The organism is Heyndrickxia ginsengihumi, from assembly GCF_011008565.1.
GTDB classification, from domain to species: domain Bacteria; phylum Bacillota; class Bacilli; order Bacillales; family Bacillaceae_C; genus Weizmannia; species Weizmannia ginsengihumi.
Window position 1 is genome coordinate 1 of record NZ_JAAIWK010000038.1, and the last position, 23,580, is coordinate 23,580.

A 23,580-nucleotide genomic window follows, 5' to 3' on the forward strand; every position below is an offset into this window, starting at 1 on the left:
AGGCAAAATTAAAAATGAGTCCGGTACAATACCGAACTCATTTTACACACGCTGCCTAATGAAATAACTGTGTCTAACTTTTAGGGGTCACTTCATTCAATGATGCGGTTTTTTGATTAGCGAGCTCCATTTGGGAATACTCGTTGAATCATATCATTAAATTGGTTAAATAAACCTGAAACTGGGCGACCAGAACGAATATCTTTTGCATAATCATTCATTTGATCGAAGAAATCAGGATTTTCGGAAATGTAAACATTATTAACGGATTTATCAGCTTTTTTAACTACTTTAGATATTTTATTTTTTAGCTTCATCGTTAATTTGTCGTTATTGGCTTTATTACTTAATAAAACAGCAACATATGCAGTATGATCTGTCACTATGACATTTGCTCGATCTACTTCTTTTAGATCAGCAACACGGTCGGCAACTTTATCTGCAACGGCCATTCGATTATTGTTGTTATTATTATTGTTATTTACCCCGTTTACACCATTTCCATTTCTAGTATCTAATGGAGTGTTATCGTTAGTATTATTCACCCCATTATTATAATTCGGATTATTGTAGCGAACATTGTTATAGCGAATGTCATTATTGTCATTTGGTGTATATCGAACGGGGCGAGTATTGTTATTGTCATTTACCCCACTTTTTCCATTGTTTGTCCCACACCCCACTAATAATGTTGAGGTGAGACCTATACTTAATAATATTTTTGTCAAGTTCAATGCAATGACCTCCTTTCATAGTAGTCATATAATAATGTTCCATTTGGAGCATTTTTTATGCTTGGATTTCAAAAGAACAGGTGTGCTAAAAAATTCCTCGAAAATCAAGTCTTTCCTCTGTATAATGGAGGTTGAAAAGTAATTTTTTTGAAATAGCATTGCTTACATGGACAAAGGAAATGAATCTGTGTTTAGAAAGAGTGATAATGTTGAATTGGTTTAAAAAAGTAACAAATTTTTTTAAAGATGATGAGGATGACGTAATAGAAGAAATTAAACCGAAACAGAAGAAAAAGCTTCCCATGCATAGGGAAATTGATACTCGTGTAACTTATCAGTATCCGAAATCGAATTTTCGTTTTCCAATGATTCCAGACGAAACACAGGGACATACACTTCATAAAAAAGAAACAAGTAAAAAACAATATGAAGAAGCGAAAAAGCAAATAACAAAGAAAATGTTTAATGCCTCTTCATCACAACCAAGGACGAATATTGAAAGAAAAGGGAACCAGCCATTTCGACCGACCAACATCCCTTCACCAATATATGGTTTTAATCGTCCTGAAGCAAAAAGAAAACAAGTAGAGCAACAATTAGAATATGAACGGACAGATTATACTATTCATGAAATTGAAGTAAAAGATTCTTTTAATAATGAAAAAGCACCGGAGACAAATTCCATAAATCATGTAATGAAGGTTCGTAAAGGAGAACTTCAAAGCGCGGCAGAAGAAGCGGCTGCAACAGCAATAGAAAATGAATTAACAGAAAATGCGATTTATGAAAATGAATTAAATGATACATCTGAAAATAAAAAGGTAATTGAGGGAGATTTGGTAAATAAAGCAGTAGTAGAAGCATGCAAAGAAAAGCCAATAGGCGCAGAAACAGTGATAGAAAATGAATTAACGGAAAATGCGATTTATGAAAATGAATTAAACGATACATCTGAAAATGAAAAGGTAATTGAGGATGATTTCGTAAATAAAGCAGAGGCAGACAAAGAAAAGCATGAACATGCTATTAAAGAAACAGCTGAATTAGCCGTGGAAAACAATGATTTACAATTGAGCGAAGAAATTGAGGAAATTCACCATGATCATGATGATTTGATACAGAACAAAGAGCAAAATGATGAGAAAGAAGAATCTATTTTACGCCCTTTAATAGAAGATCACCCTCCTGTTGACAGTAATGCTTCCAGTAATGAAGAAGAAGTATTTATGAAAGAGCAGACAGAGACCGAGCTTCCTGTACAAGAGCAGGCTCGCCAAGATGCTACTCTTAATGAAGAAAAACCTATGGAAAAAGAGCGTCGACGTAATCATTTACCGTTTAATGTTTTAATGCTTAAACAAGACCGAAAGAAATATATAGAGACACAGCAGCGTAAGGAAGTTCAGGAAGTTGAAAAAAAAACCGAGATCAACAATGAAAATGCAGAAGTAGAACTTCGTAACAGCTATCCATTTCCATCTCTTTCATTATTAAAGCCACCTATTCAGCAAAGTATGGATGAAGACTGGGTAAAAGAACAAAGTCATATTTTGGATCAAGCTTTGCAAAATTTTAATGTAAAGGCAAAAGTGGTGAATGTTAGTCAAGGTCCCTCTGTTACGCGCTATGAGGTTCAACCTGAGCCAGGTGTCAAAGTAAATAAAATTACGAATTTAAATGATGACTTAAAACTAAGTCTAGCGGCAAGAGATATTCGAATCGAAGCGCCAATTCCTGGTAAGCACACAGTTGGAATTGAGATTCCTAATTTGCATAGCCGTCCTGTTTATATAAGTGAAATTATTAAAGAACCTGTGTTCAAACATAGTACTTCCCCATTGACAGTAGCGTTAGGTTTAGATATTTCTGGAAATCCAATCGTAACTGATTTGCAGAAAATGCCGCATGGTTTAATTGCTGGTGCAACAGGATCGGGTAAAAGTGTGTGTATTAACTCGATTTTAGTAAGTCTTTTATATAAAGCAACACCACATGATTTAAAATTATTAATGATTGATCCGAAAATGGTCGAGCTTGCTCCATATAATCATATTCCTCATCTCGTAAGCCCTGTAATTACAGATGTGAAATTGGCAACTGCCGCACTAAAATGGGCAGTAGAGGAAATGGAAAGAAGATATGAGTTATTTGCTCATAAGAGTGTCAGAGATATCCATCGCTTCAATCAACTGGCAGAAAAAAACCGTGAGTTTTCAGATAAACTTCCGTACATTGTAATTGTCATTGATGAGCTAGCCGATTTAATGATGACATCTCCTGCGGATGTAGAAGATGCAATATGTAGAATTGCTCAAAAGGCACGAGCTTGTGGTATTCACTTAATTGTTGCGACACAAAGGCCTTCCGTTGATGTCATTACAGGTCTCATAAAGGCCAATATTCCTACGAGAATTGCCTTTTCTGTATCATCCCAAGTTGATTCAAGAACGATTATCGATATAGGCGGGGCGGAAAAATTATTAGGAAAAGGGGATATGCTCTTTTTAGAAAATGGATCATCAAAACCTGTCAGACTTCAAGGAACATTTGTTTCTGATGAAGAAATTGATGATATTGTAAGTCATACAAGAACAATTGCAAAACCTGAATATTTATTTCAGCCAGAGGAATTAATGAAGCATGTTCAAATGAATGATGATGAAGATGAGTTGTTTTTTGAAGCGTGTCAATTTGTAATCGATCAAGGCGGTGCTTCTACCTCTCTTTTACAAAGAAACTTCCGCATCGGCTATAATCGTGCAGCTAGATTGATCGATTTAATGGAACAGCAAGGGATTATTTCAGAAGCAAAAGGAAGTAAACCGCGAGATATTCTTATGTCAAGAACAGAGTTTGAACAATTACAAGAATATCCATATAAAGAAGAATAAGTTTGGCGGTATTTGAAACAGGTAACCATACTCGCTAAAACATTAAAAATCTTATATTGTTTGAGGAGAATGGCAACGATAAAAATATGAGAATGTCTCTTCACTAACGGATTTTTAAACGCAAAAAATGCGAAAATTCATGTTCAATGTATTTAAGAAGTGATATAATGACTAAGCATGAATTTTTGTTCGTATAAACTTGTTTCGTTGAACACGACGGAATGAGTCTCTAGAAAAATACGTTTTTAGCAAATGATAGTGATTTATCATATAATGCTTACATATAGACATTGTTGGAGGTTCTATTATGACTGTATACCATTTCGTAGGAATCAAGGGATCAGGCATGAGTGCATTAGCACAAATACTACATGATATTGGCTATGAAGTACAAGGATCGGATGTTGAAAAATACTTTTTTACGCAAAAACCTTTGGATGATGCGGGAATTAAAATCTTACCCTTTAACCGTGAAAACATAAAGCCAGGATTAACTGTAATTGCTGGAAACGCATTTCCTGATACACACGAAGAAATTCAAAAAGCGTTTAAATTAGGGGTACCAGTAATTAGATATCATAAATTTTTAGGGGACTTCGCAAATAAATTTACAAGCATTGCAGTGACAGGTGCACATGGAAAAACATCAACAACTGGCTTGCTTGCACATGTGATGCATGCCATTAAACCAACTTCTTATTTAATTGGTGATGGTACTGGCGTAGGGGTTAAGGATGCGGAATACTTTGTATTTGAGGCTTGTGAATATCGACGCCATTTTCTCTCATATTTTCCAGATTATGCAATTATGACGAATATCGATTTTGATCATCCTGATTATTATGCGAATATTAATGATGTTTTTTCTGCCTTTCAAGAAATTGCATTACAAGTGAAAAAAGGGATTATTGCATATGGGGATGACGAACAGTTACAAAAAATTCAAGCAAAAGTTCCGGTTCTTTTCTATGGTTTTGAAGAAGGAAATGACTTTCAAGCCCGAAATATTGTGATCGACGAAACCGGTACGAAATTTGATGTATTTGTTCGGAATACTTTCTATGCTACTTTTGGAATCCCTACATTCGGCGAACATAATGTCCTAAATGCATTAGGTGTTATTGCTCTTTGTCAGTATGAAGGAATCGATAAAGAAGCAGTACAAGAACATTTAAAAACATTCCATGGTGTAAAACGTCGATTTACAGAAAAGAAAATCGGTACACAAATTGTAGTTGATGACTATGCCCATCATCCGACCGAAATTAAAGCAACAATTGATTCAGCAAGAAAAAAATATCCAAATCGCGAAATAGTTGCTGTTTTTCAACCGCACACTTTTTCAAGAACTCAGGCATTCTTGAACGAATTTGCTGAAAGCTTAAGCTTAGCTGATCGAGTATTTTTATGTGATATCTTTGGCTCAGCTCGTGAAAATCACGGTAAATTAACAATTGAAGATTTACAAGCGAAAATAGAAGGTTCACAAATTATTAAGGAAAATGATATGTCTCCATTATTACCTATTGAAAATAGCGTTATTTTATTTATGGGTGCCGGAGATATTCAAAAATATCAACAATCATACGAAGATCTTTTACGTAACCACGTAAACTAAAAAGGGTTTGACACCACTTATGAATCTATATAAGGCTTTTATCTTATATATTGGACAAAGTGCGGTGTCAACCCTTTTCATTTTATTTAAGATGTTTATTAATTATTCCTTTAAGTATTTAGAATGGCAAATTTTAAAAATCCCCGCTATATTTTGACCGTTGAGCTAATGCTATATCCGAGTAGAATGGATTTCCATAACTTATTGCCCACAAGTAAAAACGAAACTTCCGGAAAATTTCTCATCAAACAAAATCTTTTGCATAGGATGAAGAAGATAGGAATTTACCCAATTGTAACAGATCTCCTCGTCTGTAAAAGAGGCTAAATGCATTCCATATTTTTAGATTTCCCTTTTTATAGGTAATCGTGCTATTCATAGCGTTCCGTATAGCACGGAATATAGTCCGCCTATACATTTTCTTATCAGTAAGTGCAATATGTTATAAACAACTATACTTTGATTGCTATCCTAGGATGCTTATTTTTGAAATTCCCGTTGCAATCCACTTCATTATGAGACAGTAAAGAGAAAACATCTATTTTCTATAATGAAAAAACAACAAAGTTTGTGAAAATAGCCTTTCGATTTAACAAGATTGGCAAAATGAAAAGAATATGAGAAAATAAACAGGAAATAAGTAAAAGAAGCTAGAAATGTAAAAGTGCCAAGTTTTATCTAATGTAAGTATGGGTATGTTTATGTACATGGAGGTGGTAAGATTTATGATTATTATTCTTTATTTAAGTGTTGCACTAATTGCTATTGCTTTTCTTTTTCTAGTAATTAGTTTAAGTAGGACACTAAAATCAGTCAGTGTGACATTAGACCATGTTGCAGGTACTGTTAAAGATCTCGAAAGCCAAATGCAAGGAATTACAAATGAAACAACAAAAATCTTACAATCAACAAATGATTTAGTTGCAGATATTCAACATAAATCGGAAAAATTAAACACGGTTGTAGATGCTGTTGAAGATATTGGGGTTTCTGCAACACAATTAAGTCAAACGTTAAGAAGAGTAACAACTACTGTTTCATCAACAGTTGGAAAAAAACAGGAAAAAATTGCACAAGCCCTTCAATGGGGTGCCGCCATTAAAAATATAAGAGATAAATGGGCGGAAAGAAAACCTAAACATACTACTATACCTGAAACATCACAAAGGTCTATACAAGAAGAACCCGTGCAACAGCAAAGAACAAGACTAAGACAACATTAAAAAATTTTTTGAGGAGGAGATTGAATTGGCAAACAGCAGTCAAGAAGTTGAAGAAAAAAGAGGCTCAAAAGATTTTGTAACAGGTGCTCTTATCGGTAGCTTTGTAGGTGCAGCAGTCGCACTTTTGCTTGCTCCTAAATCAGGAAAAGAACTGCGTGAAGATATAGGCGAACAAGTTAGTACGATTCGTGGGAAGGCTGATGGCTGGAGAGAATTGGCATCAGAAAAGGGAAATATTATTGTCTCTACTGCTAATGAAAAATCAAAGCAAGTACGTAATTTGGCAGTCGAAAAAGGTGAACAATTAAGAGTAAAAGGTGCACAAATAAAAGAAAATGTTAAATTAAAGGCACAGCAATTTTCAAAGAAATCTTCAAATGAGGTTGGAATGGAAGAAGGAGTATCTTCTGAAGAGGCGGACACAGTCGTTGAATGATGTTAAAAAAGCGGTAGCGATTAATTGCACCGCTTTTTTAAAACAAAAACACTTTAGTGCTTAAAAGCGTCTAATTATTAAAGAATTTTTTCGTGACTTTTTCTAACGAATGGATTATAATTAACCCTAATAAAAAAAGTAAGTTCATAACAGTGGGAAAATACTGTAAACACGTTAAAAAGTGGAATGTTTCCCTTATTATGATAGAGAGAGGATGAAGGAAAATTGGCAAATCAGGAGCTTGATCAATTAAGAAATGAAGTTGAAGCATTGAATTTAAAAATATTAGAGCTGATCAATAAACGTGGTCAACTTGTACAGAAAATCGGAAAGATTAAAGAAACGCAAGGCGTTAATCGTTATGATCCTGTTCGTGAAAGAGAAATGCTTAATCTCATTAAAGAACATCATGATGGACCATTTGAAACTTCAACAATTGAGCATCTTTTCAAAGAAATTTTTAAAGCAGCTTTAGAATTACAAGAGGATGACCATAGAAAAGCATTGCTTGTATCTCGTAAAAAGAAACCAGAGGATACAATTGTTGATGTGAAAGGTGTAAAGATTGGGGACGGTACACCAAAATTTGTATTCGGACCATGTTCAGTTGAATCGTATGAACAAGTAGCTGAAGTGGCAAAATCGGTTAAAGCGAAAGGATTAAAATTACTTCGCGGCGGTGCTTATAAACCAAGAACATCTCCATACGACTTCCAAGGTTTAGGATTAGAAGGTTTAAAAATTTTAAAACAAATTGCAGATGAATTTGATTTAGCTGTTATTAGTGAAATTGTTACTCCTGCAGATTTGGAAAAAGCGGTTGAGTATATTGATGTGATTCAAATTGGTGCACGAAATATGCAAAACTTTGAGCTTTTAAAAATGGCTGGTTCTATCCAAAAACCAATTCTTTTAAAACGTGGACTGGCAGCTACAATTGAAGAATTCATTAATGCGGCTGAATATATTATGTCAAGAGGAAATGGTCAAATTATTTTATGTGAACGAGGCATTCGTACTTATGAAAGAGCAACACGCAATACTTTAGATATAACAGCAGTTCCAATCTTGAAGCAAGAAACACATTTGCCAGTATTTGTTGATGTCACTCATTCAACAGGCCGAAGAGATTTATTGCTGCCTGCCGCTAAAGCGGCGCTCGCAATCGGAGCAGACGGAGTGATGGCTGAAGTACATCCAGATCCAGCGGTAGCTCTATCTGATTCAGCTCAACAAATGGATCTTAAACAATTTGATGCATTTTATAAGGAAATTCAATCAGCATTGCCTGCACGAATCTAGTGAAAGGGCCTTCTACAAAAAATGTAGAAGGTCTTTTTACTGATAACCTTCAATTTTAAAGAAGAGTTATGGTATTATAAAAATTGCTATATCATGTTTTATATGCATTCTTTCTATTAAATGCGGCGGTTGATTAAAAGCTTTTAATATGAAATAGAGGAAAAATCTGTAACCTGTTCAATTTGCAAGTAGAAAAATGTGATAAATTTGTGTCAGACAGTACAGTAAGATTTTGTCTATTGTGTGATTATGGTATAATTAGGATTCTGAGGATATTGTCGACTTTAGAACGATTTATCGTTTCTTTGTTTAATATTGATGTTAGTGTAAAAACTAATATTATTGGATTGTATAAAAAATGGAGTGTGAATAAAAAAATGAATATCACAATTTATGATGTTGCTCGGGAAGCAAATGTTTCAATGGCAACGGTCTCAAGGGTAGTAAATGGAAACCCAAATGTAAAACCAACAACAAGAAAAAAAGTATTAGAAGTAATCGAACGTCTTGGATACCGTCCAAATGCTGTCGCACGTGGGCTTGCAAGTAAGAAAACGACTACAGTTGGCGTTATCATTCCAGATGTATCTAATATGCTGTATGCAGAATTAGCCCGTGGTATTGAAGATATTGCCACAATGTATAAATACAATATCATTTTAAGCAACTCTGATCAAAATAAAGATAAAGAGCTTCATTTAATTAATACGATGCTCGGTAAACAAGTTGATGGAATTGTATTTATGAGTGGCAGCATTACAGAAGAACATATTCAAGAGTTTGAACGTTCATCTGTTCCATTTGTATTAGCAGGTTCTGTAGAGCCATTTAATAAAATCCCTTCTGTTAATATTGACTATAAACAAGCAACGATTGATGTTGTTTCCGAATTTATAGATAAAGGACATAAAGAAATTGCTTTAGTAATTGGGCCGTTGCATGATTCAATTAATAAAGAATTAAGATTGGAAGGATATAAAGAAGCACTTGAAAAGGCTGGAATTCCATTTAATGAAGATTATGTAGTTGAAGGTGATTATACATATGATTCAGGAATCGAAGCATGGCAACGTCTCCAAGGCTTGGCTAAAGTTCCGACAGCTGTTTTCGTTGGTAGTGATGAAATGGCACTAGGTGTTATTCACGGAGCTCAGGATGCAGGCGTAAATATTCCGGAAGATGTTGAAGTGGTGTCTTCAGATAATACACGTTTAACTGAAATGGTTCGTCCACAATTGACTTCGGTTGTACAACCTTTATATGATATTGGAGCCGTTTCTATGAGACTTTTAACAAAATTTATGAATAAAGAAACAGTAGCAGAAACGAAAGTAATTCTGCCACATCGAATTGAATATCGCCGTTCTACGAAGTGAATTTCAGTAGACATTTTTAAAAGATTGTTGTTCTTGAATAGATTTTCTTAAACTATTCATCAAAAAATTGATTGGACTAAAAGCGAGATGCCTGCGGGATTAGCATACCCCCCGCAGGCGTACAGCGCCGAGGATGCTCAGCATCCTGGAGCGAAAATAACCAACCTTTCTGATGAAGCGACAAGCTTTATGAAAACAGTCATTTTAACATCAAGCAGGTTAGACATATAACTCAAATATAAGGGAAGGGGATTTTCTTATATTTGAGTTGTGACGTCTAACCTTTTATCTTTGTTCAATAAAATGTAATAATCTGTTCAACGTATTTCGATTTTTTTCGGAAATCTCCTGTTTTCTTGGAATTTTCGGATATAAATTCGATGGATCTTTCCAATCTTTAGGAAGTGAGAAAGGCGCGTTTTTTTGCCACTTTTCAATCCATTCAGATGGAATAGTAGTTAGATTAGAAGAACGGTTCGTCATTTCTAGCCAAATAAATGACCATGCTCTTGGAACAACTCTCCATATATCATAACCGCCTCCACCTACGGCAATCCATTTTCCATTACAATATTGATGTGCAATCTCATGAGCAAGTTTTGGTATTTCTTGATAAATCTTCATAGTGGCAGATAAATGCGTCAGTGGATCATAATAGTGTGCGTCAGCACCATTCTGTGTAACAATAACGTCTGGTTTAAAATAGGCTGCGATATGTTTAACTGCCTCTATATAGCATTCCAACCAAGAATCATCTTCAGTAAATGCATCTAGTGGAATATTGAATGAATATCCGTAGCCTTTTCCAACTCCCCATTCATTAATATTTCCAGTTCCAGGAAATAAGTATCTGCCTGTTTCGTGAATAGAAAACGTACAGACTTGCTCGTTGTCGTAAAAGGCCCATTGGACACCATCACCATGATGGGCATCAGTATCAATGTAGAGCACACGAGCATTGTATTTTTTCTGTATATATTGGATTGCAATTGAACTATCATTATAAATGCAAAAGCCTGATGCTTTACCGCGAAACCCGTGATGTAATCCGCCACCTAAATGAAGGGCATGCTTTGCTTCTCCGGTCATGACAGCATCCACTGCTGTAAGTGTTCCCCCTACGATAAGAGCACTTGCATCATGCATATGTGGAAAGATAGGTGTATCCTCTGTACCAATCCCATATGATTCAGCAATTGAAGCTTTCAAATTGCCTTCACTTGCTAATTTGATCGCCTTGACATAATCTGGGTCATGGATAAGATATAATTCATCATCTGTTGCGATGCGTGGTTTAAGGATATCCTTCTCATGAATAGCATTTAAAGATTGTAATAAATCCAATGTCAATTGAATGCGCATTTGATTAAATGGATGGTCATTACGGAACCTATAGGAAAGTAGAGCATTTGAAAAAACAAAGACAGCATCTTTTATCATCTTAACGTCCTCGGCATATTCGGCCATAGGACATCATAGCCTTCCTTTTTCAAATGCGCAATAATTGTAACTGGATTCATCGTGCTAATTCGAAAAACAATGATTTTATTTTGAGCGTTTGTTTTATCGGGATAAATAAACATACTCTGAATACGAATGTGATGTTGGCGAAGAATGCCAATGATGTGATGAAGTACATCTGTACTGTTTTTCACCTTTATTTCAATTTGCGAACTTGGTTGATTTGCACCAGTAATCTCTACAAAAGTGCGAAGGATATCTGTACTTGTAACTAGGCCGACAAGTTTTTGTTGCTCAATGATCGGGAGGCAGCCTATTCGCTTCTCATACATAACGGCAGCAATGTCTTCAATAAAATCGAGAGGATGAGCTGTTATGACATTTGTTTTCATGATTTTTTTTAAAGGAAGAGAGAGCTTTTCATGATTTTTTTCTGGAAAGAGAGAGTTTGGTGCCACTTCCTTCATATCCCGTTCAGTAATTAGACCAATTAATGTATTTTGCTCATTTATAAGTGGAATATGTCGGATTTTTTCATGCCTCATTAAAAGTAAAGCAGAGGATACCGAATCGTTTTCTGTTAACGTTTTCAAATTTGTTTGCATAATTTCCTCAACAATCATTAACCTCAACTCCTTTTCAATACATGTACCGGTTTTGAAATCTTAAGCGATCAAATTGCTCAATAGAATCTTGCTTAATCCGTTTTCCAATTCGTACCATTAAACAATTAGCTGGATGTGAACAAATCTCTGGATCATCAGTAGCGAACCATTTCAAACCACCTGCATCCATCATTTTTTCCATCATTTTGCGATAATCCCAAACATTTAGTCCTGTCCCTTTTAAGTCCCAATGCCAATAATATTCGGTTGTAATAATAATATAATCTTCCATCGCGTCATCCATCATGGAGACTTGCAATAAATGCTTTCCTACAGCATTACCGCGATATTTTGGAATGACCTCAATTGCACCAAGTTCTAGCAGATTGTCCATGTTTCCTTCTGACCATCTTTCTAAAGGGTCCGGGTATAAAAAAGTTACATAGCCGACAACTATATTGTTTTCTCTTGCAATAATCATTCTTCCTTCAGGTAAATCAGCAATTTCAATAAGTGCTACATGCTGTTTTTTAGCTGGACGAAATGCTTTCAAGTCTTCATGAAAGTCCATTTTTGCAAGGGACGCTCCTGTAATTGGCCCCTCAATGATTAATGAACCATATGGTGTTTCCAATGTCATACAGTGATAGTTTTTTTCGTGTTTCATCATTTCACCACCTTGATGGCAAATATAGTTATGATTCTAGTAAAATTATATTATTGCGATATGCTCCTATCATCTCATGTTTTATGATGATAAACAATAATCTGATAGAATGTATTATTTAAAAAATTTGTGAATATTAGATTTTTATTTTATAATAAGATTACTCACACAAACAAAGGGGGATATGCATATGAAATTGGAAACGTTACCATCTATTAAAGGTGACTATAATTTGAAGAATTACGAAGAAGCATATCAAAACTTTAATTGGAATGAAGTGGAGAAACAATTTTCATGGCACGAAACAGGACGTGTCAACTTAGCTTATGAAGCGATTGATCGTCATGCTGAAAGTTTTCGGAAAAATAAAGTAGCGCTAAATTATTTAAGCGATACTCGGAAGGAAACTTACACGTTTAATGATTTAAAAGTATTAACGAACAAGGCAGGGAATGTATTGAAAGAAAAGGGGAACGTCCAAAAGGGTGATCGTGTATTTATTTTTATGCCGCGCTCTCCAGAATTATATTTCGCTGTATTAGGCGCAATTAAATTAGGTGCAATAGTAGGTCCTCTATTTGAAGCCTTCATGGAAGGAGCAGTTAGAGACCGTTTGGAAGATAGCGAGGCAAAAGTTTTAGTAACAACGCCAGATCTTGTTGATCGTGTACCTGTTGATCAGCTTCCTAAACTTGAAACCATTTTTGTCGTAGGGGAAAATGTCCAAGAAGAAGGAAAATATGTTGATTTTCTTAAATATTTTCAAGAAGCATCGAAAGAATTGGCGGTTGAATGGGTGGATCGAAATGATGGCTTAATTCTCCATTACACATCTGGTTCAACAGGTAAACCAAAAGGAGTTTTACATGTCCATAATGCGATGCTTCAACATTACCAAACTGCTAAATGGGTGTTAGATTTACAAGAAGAGGATATTTATTGGTGTACAGCTGATCCGGGATGGGTAACAGGTACATCTTATGGAATTTTTGGACCATGGCTAACTGGAACGACAAATGTCGTTGTTGGAGGGAGATTTAGCCCTGATGCTTGGTATAAGACAATTGAAACATTCGGCGTAACGGTTTGGTATAGTGCTCCAACATCATTCAGAATGCTAATGGGTGCGGGCAATGGAATTATACAGAAATATGATCTTTCTACATTGCGTCATATTTTAAGTGTAGGGGAGCCGTTAAACCCTGAAGTAATTCGGTGGGGAAATGAAGTATTTAAGCTTCGAATTCATGATACTTGGTGGATGACTGAAACAGGGGCACAAGTGATTTGTAATTATCCGTGTTTGGATATGAAGCCTGGTTCGATGGGGAAACCATTTCCTGGTATTGAAGCAGCAATTGTTGATAACCAAGGAAATAAGCTACCGCCTAATCATATGGGGAATTTAGCTATTAAAAAAGGCTGGCCATCTATGATGTATACGATATGGAACAATCAAGAAAAATACGATTCTTACTTTTTTCCAAATGGCTGGTATGTCTCAGGAGACTCTGCCTACATGGATGATGAAGGATATTTTTGGTTCCAAGGCCGTGTAGATGATGTCATTATGACAGCGGGTGAACGTGTTGGTCCGTTTGAGGTTGAAAGCAAACTTCTTGAGTTTCCAGCTGTTGCAGAAGCTGGAGTAATAGGCAAACCCGATCCTGTTCGCGGAGAAATCGTAAAAGCATTTGTCGTGCTTGTAGAAGGCTACGAAGAATCCGATGAATTAAAAGAAGAAATTCGTCAATTTGTAAAAACAGGATTAGCTGCACATGCGGCGCCAAGAGAAATTGAATTTTGTGAAAAACTGCCGAAAACAAGAAGCGGTAAAATCATGCGCCGCGTCTTAAAAGCGTGGGAATTAAATTTACCAACTGGTGATTTATCTACGATGGAAGATTAAGAACAAAGAAGTGAGGCTGGACAAAACGCAAAAGTGGTTACCTAAAGAAAAGACGAATATTGCACAAAACAGCTCCGAGAATAGACGTAGACTCCTGCGGAAAGCAGAGGAAATTTCCGGAGCGGGGTTGGAGCGCAATATTCGGGGGTTCTTTATTAATATAGTTTTGTCCCGGCCTCTTTTTTACAAACTTACCTTAAAGGTGATTTGACAATTGATGTTCACTATGGTAAAAAGAAAATAGTTTTTGTTTTAATAATATACATATGAATTAAGCATTGAAAGGACTAGTAGTCTCCTATCCCTGTTTATGAAGAGAGCCGGTGGTTGGTGCAAATCGGCACAAATAGGAATGACGAATTACACCCTGGAGCTTTTGCTGTGAACTAATAGTAGCAGTAAACGGATTAAACCGTTATATAAATGAGTGGAGAAGAAATTCTCAAGTTGGGTGGTACCGCGATGAAACAATCGTCCCTTCGTTTATACGAAGGGGCGTTTATTTTTTTATAAGGAGTGTTTTTATATGGATTTATTGGAAGACTTAAAATGGCGTGGGATTGTTTATCAGCAAACGGACGAAGAAGGAATCGCTGAGTTATTGAATAATGAAAGTATTTCTTTATACTGTGGAATTGATCCAACCGCAGACAGCATGCATATTGGACATTTATTGCCATTTTTAACGTTACGCCGTTTTCAGCAGCACGGTCACCGTCCTATTGTATTAGTAGGGGGGGCTACAGGGTTAATTGGAGATCCAAGTGGCAAGAAAGAAGAACGTAAATTATTAACAATTGAATCTGTGCAACATAATGTGGAACATTTGAAAAAGCAGCTGCAGCAAATTTTCCAATTCGAAGGTGAAAATGGTGCAATCATGGCAAACAATTATGATTGGCATGGTTCCATGAATCTCGTTACTTTCTTGCGTGATTATGGAAAATATATTGGAGTTAATTACATGCTTGCGAAAGATACGATTGCTTCTCGGCTTGAAACGGGAATCTCGTATACTGAATTTACGTACACGATTTTACAAGCTATTGACTTCTTAAAGTTGTATCAACAATATAATTGTAAAGTTCAAATTGGCGGAAGCGACCAATGGGGAAATATTACATCTGGACTTGAATTGATTCGTAAAATTGAAACAGAAGGCGCGAAAGCATTTGGCTTAACAATTCCATTAGTGACGAAAGCAGATGGAACAAAATTTGGTAAGACTGAAAGCGGTGCAGTGTGGTTAGATCCAGAAAAAACATCTCCATATGAATTTTATCAATTTTGGGTAAATACAGCTGATCTAGATGTCGTGAAATATTTAAAATACTTCACTTTCTTATCTAAAGAGGAAATTGAGGAACTTGAGCAATCTGTTGAACAAGAACCGCATTTGCGGCAAGCACAGAAAGCATTAGCAAGTGAAATGACGAAATTAATCCACGGTGAAGAGGCGTTGCAGCAGGCGTTAAAGATTACGGATGCACTTTTTAGTGGAGATATAAAAAGCTTATCAGCAACAGAAATTAAACAAGGTTTTAAAGATGTTCCATCATTTGAAATAGTGGCAGAAGAGCAGAGAAATCTAGTTGAACTCCTTGTAGCTGCAAAGATTTCGTCTTCTAAACGTCAAGCAAGAGAAGATATTCAAAATGGTGCAATTTCCCTTAATGGTGATCGCATTACAGATACGAATTATGAACTGCAAACAGCTGATCAAATTGAAGGAGAATTTGCTGTTATTCGAAGAGGAAAGAAGAAATATTTCTTAATTAAGTTTTAATCAAGAATTGATAGAAAAGGGCTGTCTTAAGGGTTCATCTTATTGCACATGTATGAGATGAACTCATTAGACGGCTTTTTTGTTTGTCTGTTTCAATGTTTTTCATTAAAAAATGTATCTTATTATGATATTGGTATGGTGTTGAGATGAAATTTGATTTTCATAAGTCATATCTGTCAGTGCACTTACTATATTGATGTATAGAAGGAGTGATCTATATGCATGCTCAAGTAAGTGCATTAGGAGCCATTTGCGCTCTCTTTATTGCAATTCTTTTAATATTGAAGAAGGTGCCACCTGCTTATGGAATGATCGTTGCAGCTGTTTTAGGAGGTATTATTGGCGGCGCAAATATTTCAAATACCGTGAATTTTATGGTGACAGGTGCAAAAGAAATGATGCCTGCTGTCTTAAGGATTTTGGCGGCAGGAGTATTGGCAGGTGTGTTAATTGATTCTGGCGCAGCTGCTGTAATTGCAGGAACAATTGTAAAAAAGGTGGGAGAAACAAGATCATTATTAGCATTAGCAGTTTCTACAATGATTTTAACGACTGTAGGGGTGTTTGTAGATGTGGCCGTCATTACTGTTTCACCAATTGCTATGGCGATTGCTAAAAAAACAAATTATTCGAAGATGGCAATCTTACTTGCCATGATCGGTGGAGGAAAGGCAGGAAATATTATGTCACCTAATCCGAATGCGATCGCAGCATCCGAGGCTTTTAAGGTACCGTTAACATCTCTCATGATTGCGGGGGTAATACCTGCGATATTCGGATTAGTCATTACATATCTTCTTGCCAAAAAATTGGCCAATAAAGGTTCAACTGTTAATGCGATCGAACTTCAAGCAGATAATAAACAGCTCCCTTCATTTATTTCAGCAATTATTGCACCAATGATCACGATTATTCTTTTAGCATTAAGACCAATTTTTCATATTAATATTGATCCGATGATTGCTTTGCCAATTGGAGGGCTGCTTGGGGCGATTGCAATGAAGCGCGGTAAATTGGTCAATCATGATGTAATGTCAGGGTTAGAAAAAATGAGCGGTGTTGCAATCATGCTTATTGGAACAGGTACACTAGCTGGTATTATTACTCATTCACAATTAGTTGACGTTTTCGTTCATAGCTTACATCAATCAAGGATGTCTGGATTTCTTCTCGCACCCCTTTCCGGTATATTTATGTCCGCGGCCACTGCATCTACAACTGCAGGGACAGCTATTGCAAGCCAAGTATTCCATTCGTCTATTTTAGGAATGGGAGTTTCTGCACTTGGAGGAGCAGCAATGATACAAGCAGGTGCAACTGTTCTTGATCATCTTCCGCACGGCAGTTTTTTTCATGCAACTGCTGGAAGTGTTCGTATGCATACAAAGGAGAGGCTCATGCTAATACCATACGAAACATTAATAGGTCTGGCATTAGCAGCTATTTCGACGACTATATTTGCGGTATTCAAGATATTTTGAGAAAAGAAGAACACTAGAGTGAAAAATCGTAATTGTAGGAGAGAGATAAATAATATTATTCTAGTAGAAAAAGGTTTTTGAAAAGCCCTCTCATTTTGCTGTATTAAAATTGTAGTCGTTCACATAATAACGGTACGGATTTTGATTGTATGTTTGTTCACGTTTTTATAGACTCAACATCTATTTCATTTTATTATATGAATAAGTACAAATCTTTTTGAAATGAATGGTCTAGTATAAGGAGCATAAAAAGTGTTTAGTAAGATCCAATTAAAGAAAATCACAGCAGCTATACTCTTATTCACATCCTCATCTTTTATAATAGATCATCAGCATGTCTATGCGGCTACAAAGTATTCTGGTATCGTAAATGCAACCATTTTAAACGTACGAAGTGGCCCAGGAACAAATTATAAAATAATAGGGAAACTAAAGAAAAATACGAAAGTAGTGATTGATGCTCAAAAGGGGAACTGGTCGCAAATCGAATTTAACCATAAAACATCGTATGTATCCTCACACTACTTATCAAAAGTGAAAAAAATGGAAGCGACTAATAAAACGGCGGTTGCGAATAATAATCCGTCTTTTAATCAATTTTTAGTTATTGCACATCGCGGTGCTTCATTAAAAGAACCTGAAGAAACGGTTAATGCATTTAATGAAGCGATAAAGGAAAAGGCGGACTTTATTGAGTTTGATTTGCATATGACAAAAGATCATCAATTAGTAGCGATACATGATGATACAGTCAATAGAACGACAAATGGAAAAGGGAATGTTAATACATTTACATTAGAGAAATTAAAAAAATTAGATGCAGGTTATCATTTTTTTTCATAAAAATACCTCAATAAAAATTCCGACATTAGATGAAATATTTAAACAGTATGGAAACAAAACAAAATATTATATTGAAACGAAAAATGCTGCAAAGGTAAGTGTTGGGCAAGAAAAACTCATTCTTCAGTTAATGCGAAAGTATCATATTGATGAAAAGAATGTCATCATAGAATCATTTCATTTGGACTCTTTGCAAGTGATGCATCAACTAAATTCGAAGATTAAGCTTGTTCAGCTTTTTTATATTCATAATGCTAAAGAACTTTCTAACATGCAGCTAGATGCAATTTCTAAAATTGGATATGGGATAGGAATCAATGATCAATTTATAAGTTCTTCCTTTATTAAACAAGTAAATAAAAAGGGCTTGAAAATAAACGTCTACACAATTGATGATAAAACGAAAATGAAACGCTTGATCGATATGGGGGTTAATGGCATATTCACAAACAATCCCGAGTTGTTAAAACAGGTTGCTGCGAATAAAGTTTCAAAGTAATGTCAGAAAATAGCAGTATTAGGCAGTTAAGCCGATAACAATCTGTTTTATCATTAGTCCTACGTTTTAGCAGAAAAGCTTCTAATCGGTGATTTTGCTTCACCGATTCGGTAGGGCACAGTCTTGCGGCGTCCCCCGCGGACACGCTAATCCAATCAGCAAACATGTTTACGAAAACGGCATAATAAAAAGACCTAGAACGATTGATGAACAATTGTTCTAGGTCTTTTATTATGCTGAATAATTCAGGTTCCTTAACGAGAGTAGAACTCAACGATAAAGGATTCGTTAATTTCAGCTGGTAATTCAGAACGTTCTGGTAAACGAGTGAAAGTACCTTCAAGCTTGTCTGCATCAAAAGAAACATAATCAGGTACATAGTTTGTAACTTCAACAGATTCTTTGATGATTGATAAGTTGCGAGATTTTTCACGAACAGAAATTGTTTGACCTGGAGCTACGCGGTAAGATGGGATATCTACACGTTTTCCATCAACAAGAATGTGACCGTGGTTTACCAATTGGCGAGCTTGACGACGAGTACGAGCTAAGCCAAGGCGATAAACAAGGTTATCTAAACGAGATTCAAGAAGAATCATGAAGTTTTCACCATGTTTACCTGGCATTTTACCAGCTTTTACGTATGTGTTACGGAATTGACGTTCGTTAACTCCATACATATGACGTAATTTTTGTTTTTCTTGTAATTGAAGGCCATATTCAGAAAGTTTTTTACGTTGATTAGGGCCATGTTGTCCAGGTGCATAAGGACGTTTTTCTAATTCTTTACCAGTTCCGCTTAATGAAATCCCAAGACGACGAGATAGTTTCCAACTTGGACCAGTATAACGAGCCATGAAAGACTCCTCCTTTGTTTTTATTTTGTTGTAAAATAAAAACAGAATGTGAACATTCAATATGTGTATTTTGTTTTCATGTACCATCGCCCTAGCAGCAGAGAGTTACGCGATACACCTTATTCGAGATATTCTCATTTAAGGAACAAAATACGAGCATAAAGCTGTCCATAAAGGCTGCATTATTTTACACAAAGAACATTATATGTTTTTACAGTATAAAAGTCAATCTTTATATGAATAATTTCAGTTTCTTATAATTTTACCAGTTTACATTTTAATTTTTCTTTATGGGAAAAATATAATGGAACGAATTAAATAAACATCTGATGATTGACTGTACATTTATAGTTCTTTTGTAATATAATTGGTGTAGTTTAAGCATAAAGTACGAATAAATAAATAAATGTGTTTTCATATACTAGGTCGGAATATTGGTTTTTTAGTATAGAGCATGAGAATACTCCAGGGAGATTAGAAAATGGAAAAGAGTGATTTAATCCTTGACTATAAATCTCATTTATTTGATTTAATAAAGACTAATAACAAATGTGAAATCAAAGAGTTGATCAATGCCATTGCGGAGTTATTTGATGTAAAATGTGCTATTTATTACGCTAAGGATATCGAAAATTCCGAATTTTACCGGATTGATTATATGTATAATCCTTATTATTTTAATATAAATGAAACGGTATCATCTTATACAATCAATCAATTATTTAAAAAGGATGATTACATTCATCAGCCACCGACGGGCAAACAATTTTTATCTTTTTTTAATTTTGCTTTTTTTATTTCTGAATATGAAATGGAAGATGGCTGTTTATTTTTATCCATTCCGCATCATAAATTTAAAGAGTTTAGTACTACAGATTTTCAGCATCTCGTTATTGAAAGTCGAAATTATATATATCTGAAGAAAGAATTTAAATTAATTAATCAGGATCGAAAAAAATATATTGAGTTGTATCAAGTTACGGATAAATTTCATTCATCGATGAATACCGACAATATTTTATTTGAAGTGATACATACATTACAGAGAGTATTTCCAGAATTTGAATATACATTAATGCTATCAACGGATTATTCCTATAATCCAAAACTTCCGATTCAATCGTTTGAGTATGATTCAATTGATGAATTGGCAATGGAAGCGTATGTGAGTGGAAGTATTCAAATCGCAACAACAATTAAAAATACTAGAACATTATTATATGCTCCATTGCGAGGAAGGCAAGGTGTTTATGGGGTACTGCAAGTGGCTGCTTTAGCGAAACATATGTTTGAAAAAAGCGATGTAGAATTTATTCATTTACTAGCTACTACGGCAGGCAATGCTTTAGAAAATGCTAAACTTTATCAAAAATCAATGAGCTCGATTGAAGATCTCCGCCTTATTAATACAATATCGCAACAGCTAAATTCGAGAACAAACTTAAAAGAGACTATTCAGTTTTTGTTCTCACAAATCGCTGATGCATTTAATGTAAGTGAAATTGGATTTGTCCTTGCTCAAGACAATCAATATGAAATACTTCCAGGCAGCAGCTCAATTTTTGAAGAGAATGAAGGACGTGCATGCATTGATCGTATTTATCAACAATTTTTAAAAAAGCATGAACCACTATTTATTAGTGATTTGCACAAACGTTACCCGCAATATCGTTTTCGGTTTGCATCTATCATGGCAATTCCGATGGTTCAGGAAAACTCATTAGAGGGCTTTTGTGTCGCCTTGCATGAGGACGCTTATCATTTTACATTTGAAATGTTTAAGCTATTTCAATCGATTATTCATCACTCGACAATGGCATTAGTGAATGCAATGCTTAGGGAAAAATTAGAAAAAATGGTTATAACGGATCACTTGACACAATTGTTTTCAAAAAATTATTTGAATAGTAGAATTGAGCAGTCTATGAAAACGGATAGGCAAGGAACGTTCATTCTATTAGATATTGATGATTTTAAAAAAGTGAACGATACATACGGGCATCAAGTTGGTGATGAAGTGTTGATTCAGGTAGCTAAATTAATTAGAAAAAACATCCGTTCAACAGATGTTGGCGCAAGATGGGGCGGGGAAGAGATGGCTATTTATTTACCAGAAGTTTCTTTGAAGATTGGTGAAAAAATCGCTAAGAGGATATTAAAAGCCGTTGAAAATCATACAAAGCCACCCATTACAATTTCTTGTGGCATCTCCTATTGGAGTAATGTAAGTGAGAAAGTTGAAAAATTATTTAACCGTGCGGATGCTGGATTGTATCATGCGAAACATTTAGGGAAAAATCGCATCGTTATTAATCATTAGGGGCTGTTTCATCCCCTCCAATTAACTTTGTTGACCATCATTTTAGTAAAAAATTTTATGTCATAACAACTATCTTTTCGAAAACGGTATTTAAAAAGTCGGCATGAATGATTTCGATGCCGACTTTTGTTTTAGGATAAATGTTTTTCAAGTAAAGATACAAACTCTGTTAACTGTTTTTCATCTTCTTCATCAAAACGATTTGTTTCAGGGCTATCGATGTCTAACAAGCCAATAACTTGATGATCCTTGAAAATTGGCACGACAATTTCAGATTGTGAAGCAGCATCACATGCGATATGTCCAGGAAATACATTTACATCTTCAACGCGGACGGTTTTTGCTTCTTTCCAAGCTGTACCGCAAACACCTCTTCCATAAGGAATGCGGACACAAGCTGGCAGTCCTTGAAACGGCCCTAAAACGAGTTCATTTCGATCTTCATCTACTAAATAAAACCCTACCCAGTTAATTCTAGTTAAAAACTGATTAAGCAATGCAGCGGCATTACTTAAATTTGCAACCATATTTGGTTCATCTTCAATAAGTGCCTGCAATTGTTTTTTTACTAATTGGTATTTTTCTGTCTTTGTTCCTTGATATTTTTCAGCATGAAACATGACCATTCTCCTATCTTCAACAAAAATTTTATATCATTAAGACGATCGTGTAGAATTTGTCGATAAGTCTTAAGAGGAATACGGAGAAAAACAGCGAATCTCGTATTTAGAATACTATTATCATACATTTTCGAAATCATCAAGAAATTTGAAAAGAGGTATGAGTAAATGGAAGTAAATGAAACGTCTACAAAAGAAAGAATAATCAGTACTGCCATTTCTTTATTTCATACAAATGGTTATAAGGGGACTACAATTAGAGAGATTGCAAAAGCTGCAAAAGTGAACTCTGCCAATATTTCTTACTATTTTAATGGTAAGCAAGGATTATTGGAAGCCTGTTTTGTCCGTTTTTTTGAAAAATATTTATCTTTTTTAGAAGAAGAAGTTCGTAATTTACAATATGAGTCATCGGATAAATGTTTAAAAAGAGCGCTATATTATATTTTAAACTATCAAAGCGATCATCATCTATTGGCAAGATTTGTATGGCGTGAAGTTTCAGTTGATTCACAAATTGTTCGCGAAATTATTTCTTCTTATTTGATGAAGGAACGATTTTATTTTAAACAATTAATGAAAGAAGCGGTAGGAGATAAGGCAACAACGACTGAAATGAATTATTTCATTGTGCAACTGAGAAGCATGATTACGATGCCTTTTTTGAACAGTCAATATTTAAGAGAAGTATGGCAAATGTTCCCGCATGAAAAATATTTTGTTGATCATTATTTTCTTATTATTGATCGTTGGTTAACCCAAATATTGGAGAATCAAACGAAGCCATTACTATTAAAAGCAGCCTTTTTATAGGAACTGCTTTTTTTATGTGAAAAGAATAAACGATATATGCAGAGCATTTTTGAGAAAAATATATAAAATGACGCAAAAAATCTCGAAATTGATAGTCAAATATTGTCGTTACATGGTATCATATAATCAATATCATACG

General features: G+C 35.1%; 19 protein-coding genes and 1 other annotated feature. Of the genes, 13 read left to right on the plus strand and 6 right to left on the minus strand.

Going from position 1 to position 23,580, the window contains the following annotated elements; translation table 11 throughout:
- Positions 1-116: 116 nt before the first annotated feature.
- The gene (locus G4D61_RS16605; protein WP_025731192.1) at positions 117-734 is read right to left on the minus strand and encodes a YhcN/YlaJ family sporulation lipoprotein; all 618 of its coding nucleotides are present in this window, start codon (positions 732-734) and stop codon (positions 117-119) included.
- A gap of 209 nt (positions 735-943) precedes the next feature.
- Between G4D61_RS16605 and G4D61_RS16610 the strand changes: the two genes are divergently transcribed.
- The 6 genes from G4D61_RS16610 to ccpA all read left to right on the plus strand — a co-directional run bounded on the left by G4D61_RS16610 (position 944) and on the right by ccpA (position 9,580).
- Positions 944-3,625, plus strand: coding sequence for a DNA translocase FtsK (locus tag G4D61_RS16610; protein ID WP_235929393.1), 2,682 nt, complete (start codon positions 944-946; stop codon positions 3,623-3,625).
- A gap of 307 nt (positions 3,626-3,932) precedes the next feature.
- The gene (gene murC, locus G4D61_RS16615; protein WP_163174475.1) at positions 3,933-5,243 is read left to right on the plus strand and encodes a UDP-N-acetylmuramate--L-alanine ligase; all 1,311 of its coding nucleotides are present in this window, start codon (positions 3,933-3,935) and stop codon (positions 5,241-5,243) included.
- Positions 5,244-5,968: 725 nt separating this feature from the next.
- A complete protein-coding gene (locus G4D61_RS16620; RefSeq protein WP_025731195.1) occupies positions 5,969-6,466 on the plus strand; it encodes a DUF948 domain-containing protein in 498 nt (165 codons plus the stop codon).
- A gap of 25 nt (positions 6,467-6,491) precedes the next feature.
- Entirely contained in the window at positions 6,492-6,902 is a 411-nt protein-coding gene (locus G4D61_RS16625) for a YtxH domain-containing protein (protein WP_163174477.1), read from the plus strand.
- A gap of 225 nt (positions 6,903-7,127) precedes the next feature.
- Complete coding sequence (locus G4D61_RS16630; protein ID WP_025731197.1) at positions 7,128-8,204, plus strand: bifunctional 3-deoxy-7-phosphoheptulonate synthase/chorismate mutase; 1,077 nt, start codon at positions 7,128-7,130, stop codon at positions 8,202-8,204.
- 377 nt (positions 8,205-8,581) lie between these two features.
- Positions 8,582-9,580, plus strand: a complete 999-nt coding sequence (ccpA, locus tag G4D61_RS16635; protein WP_025731198.1) for a catabolite control protein A — start codon at positions 8,582-8,584, stop codon at positions 9,578-9,580.
- A 285-nt stretch (positions 9,581-9,865) separates the two neighbouring features.
- On the opposite strand, the gene G4D61_RS16640 is transcribed toward ccpA, so the two are convergent.
- Genes G4D61_RS16640 through G4D61_RS16650 form a run of 3 tightly spaced genes read right to left on the minus strand, consistent with a single transcriptional unit; the run spans position 9,866 to position 12,313 of the window.
- Positions 9,866-11,020: an acetoin utilization protein AcuC gene (locus G4D61_RS16640; protein WP_025731199.1), complete on the minus strand. Its 1,155-nt coding sequence runs from the start codon at positions 11,018-11,020 to the stop codon at positions 9,866-9,868.
- Positions 11,017-11,664 (minus strand): acetoin utilization AcuB family protein, encoded by a 648-nt coding sequence (locus G4D61_RS16645; RefSeq protein ID WP_025731200.1) that lies wholly within the window; start codon positions 11,662-11,664, stop codon positions 11,017-11,019. The genes G4D61_RS16640 and G4D61_RS16645 overlap by 4 nt, the downstream gene beginning before the upstream one ends.
- A gap of 16 nt (positions 11,665-11,680) precedes the next feature.
- Positions 11,681-12,313 (minus strand): GNAT family N-acetyltransferase, encoded by a 633-nt coding sequence (locus G4D61_RS16650; RefSeq protein ID WP_025731201.1) that lies wholly within the window; start codon positions 12,311-12,313, stop codon positions 11,681-11,683.
- Positions 12,314-12,503: 190 nt separating this feature from the next.
- On the opposite strand from G4D61_RS16650, the gene acsA reads away from it, so the two are divergent.
- The 5 genes from acsA to G4D61_RS18400 all read left to right on the plus strand — a co-directional run bounded on the left by acsA (position 12,504) and on the right by G4D61_RS18400 (position 18,831).
- Entirely contained in the window at positions 12,504-14,222 is a 1,719-nt protein-coding gene (gene acsA, locus G4D61_RS16655; protein ID WP_025731202.1) for an acetate--CoA ligase, read from the plus strand.
- Positions 14,223-14,491: 269 nt separating this feature from the next.
- Positions 14,492-14,704, plus strand: a binding site (T-box leader).
- Positions 14,705-14,748: 44 nt separating this feature from the next.
- Entirely contained in the window at positions 14,749-16,008 is a 1,260-nt protein-coding gene (gene tyrS, locus G4D61_RS16660) for a tyrosine--tRNA ligase (protein ID WP_025731203.1), read from the plus strand.
- 218 nt (positions 16,009-16,226) lie between these two features.
- Positions 16,227-17,489, plus strand: coding sequence for a GntP family permease (locus tag G4D61_RS16665; RefSeq protein WP_163174479.1), 1,263 nt, complete (start codon positions 16,227-16,229; stop codon positions 17,487-17,489).
- A gap of 252 nt (positions 17,490-17,741) precedes the next feature.
- Positions 17,742-18,332, plus strand: a complete 591-nt coding sequence (locus G4D61_RS18585) for a glycerophosphodiester phosphodiesterase family protein (protein WP_163174481.1) — start codon at positions 17,742-17,744, stop codon at positions 18,330-18,332.
- Entirely contained in the window at positions 18,307-18,831 is a 525-nt protein-coding gene (locus G4D61_RS18400; protein WP_163174483.1) for a glycerophosphodiester phosphodiesterase, read from the plus strand. Before G4D61_RS18585 ends, G4D61_RS18400 begins: the two co-directional genes overlap by 26 nt.
- 254 nt (positions 18,832-19,085) lie before the next feature.
- Here the strand turns inward: G4D61_RS18400 and rpsD are convergent, their stop codons facing one another.
- Complete coding sequence (rpsD, locus tag G4D61_RS16680) at positions 19,086-19,688, minus strand: 30S ribosomal protein S4 (RefSeq protein WP_025731523.1); 603 nt, start codon at positions 19,686-19,688, stop codon at positions 19,086-19,088.
- Positions 19,689-20,169: 481 nt separating this feature from the next.
- On the opposite strand from rpsD, the gene G4D61_RS16685 reads away from it, so the two are divergent.
- Positions 20,170-22,008: a sensor domain-containing diguanylate cyclase gene (locus G4D61_RS16685; RefSeq protein WP_025731524.1), complete on the plus strand. Its 1,839-nt coding sequence runs from the start codon at positions 20,170-20,172 to the stop codon at positions 22,006-22,008.
- Positions 22,009-22,139: 131 nt separating this feature from the next.
- Here the strand turns inward: G4D61_RS16685 and G4D61_RS16690 are convergent, their stop codons facing one another.
- Positions 22,140-22,628, minus strand: a complete 489-nt coding sequence (locus G4D61_RS16690; protein ID WP_025731525.1) for a free L-methionine (R)-S-oxide reductase MsrC — start codon at positions 22,626-22,628, stop codon at positions 22,140-22,142.
- A gap of 168 nt (positions 22,629-22,796) precedes the next feature.
- Between G4D61_RS16690 and refZ the strand changes: the two genes are divergently transcribed.
- The gene (gene refZ / locus G4D61_RS16695) at positions 22,797-23,441 is read left to right on the plus strand and encodes a forespore capture DNA-binding protein RefZ (RefSeq protein ID WP_025731526.1); all 645 of its coding nucleotides are present in this window, start codon (positions 22,797-22,799) and stop codon (positions 23,439-23,441) included.
- The last annotated feature ends 139 nt before the right edge of the window (positions 23,442-23,580 follow it).

Bases quoted from the DNA above. Each gene is read 5' to 3' on its own strand.
- G4D61_RS16685 (WP_025731524.1), top strand. From the start codon at position 20,170: ATGGAAAAGAGTGATTTAATCCTTGACTATAAATCTCATTTATTTGAT.
- G4D61_RS16665 (WP_163174479.1), top strand. From the start codon at position 16,227: ATGCATGCTCAAGTAAGTGCATTAGGAGCCATTTGCGCTCTCTTTATT.
- tyrS (WP_025731203.1), top strand. From the start codon at position 14,749: ATGGATTTATTGGAAGACTTAAAATGGCGTGGGATTGTTTATCAGCAA.
- ccpA (WP_025731198.1), top strand. From the start codon at position 8,582: ATGAATATCACAATTTATGATGTTGCTCGGGAAGCAAATGTTTCAATG.
- G4D61_RS16690 (WP_025731525.1), bottom strand. From the start codon at position 22,628: ATGTTTCATGCTGAAAAATATCAAGGAACAAAGACAGAAAAATACCAA.
- murC (WP_163174475.1), top strand. From the start codon at position 3,933: ATGACTGTATACCATTTCGTAGGAATCAAGGGATCAGGCATGAGTGCA.
- G4D61_RS16650 (WP_025731201.1), bottom strand. From the start codon at position 12,313: ATGAAACACGAAAAAAACTATCACTGTATGACATTGGAAACACCATAT.
- G4D61_RS16620 (WP_025731195.1), top strand. From the start codon at position 5,969: ATGATTATTATTCTTTATTTAAGTGTTGCACTAATTGCTATTGCTTTT.
- rpsD (WP_025731523.1), bottom strand. From the start codon at position 19,688: ATGGCTCGTTATACTGGTCCAAGTTGGAAACTATCTCGTCGTCTTGGG.
- G4D61_RS16640 (WP_025731199.1), bottom strand. From the start codon at position 11,020: ATGATAAAAGATGCTGTCTTTGTTTTTTCAAATGCTCTACTTTCCTAT.
- G4D61_RS16645 (WP_025731200.1), bottom strand. From the start codon at position 11,664: ATGATTGTTGAGGAAATTATGCAAACAAATTTGAAAACGTTAACAGAA.
- acsA (WP_025731202.1), top strand. From the start codon at position 12,504: ATGAAATTGGAAACGTTACCATCTATTAAAGGTGACTATAATTTGAAG.
- refZ (WP_025731526.1), top strand. From the start codon at position 22,797: ATGGAAGTAAATGAAACGTCTACAAAAGAAAGAATAATCAGTACTGCC.
- G4D61_RS18400 (WP_163174483.1), top strand. From the start codon at position 18,307: ATGCAGGTTATCATTTTTTTTCATAAAAATACCTCAATAAAAATTCCG.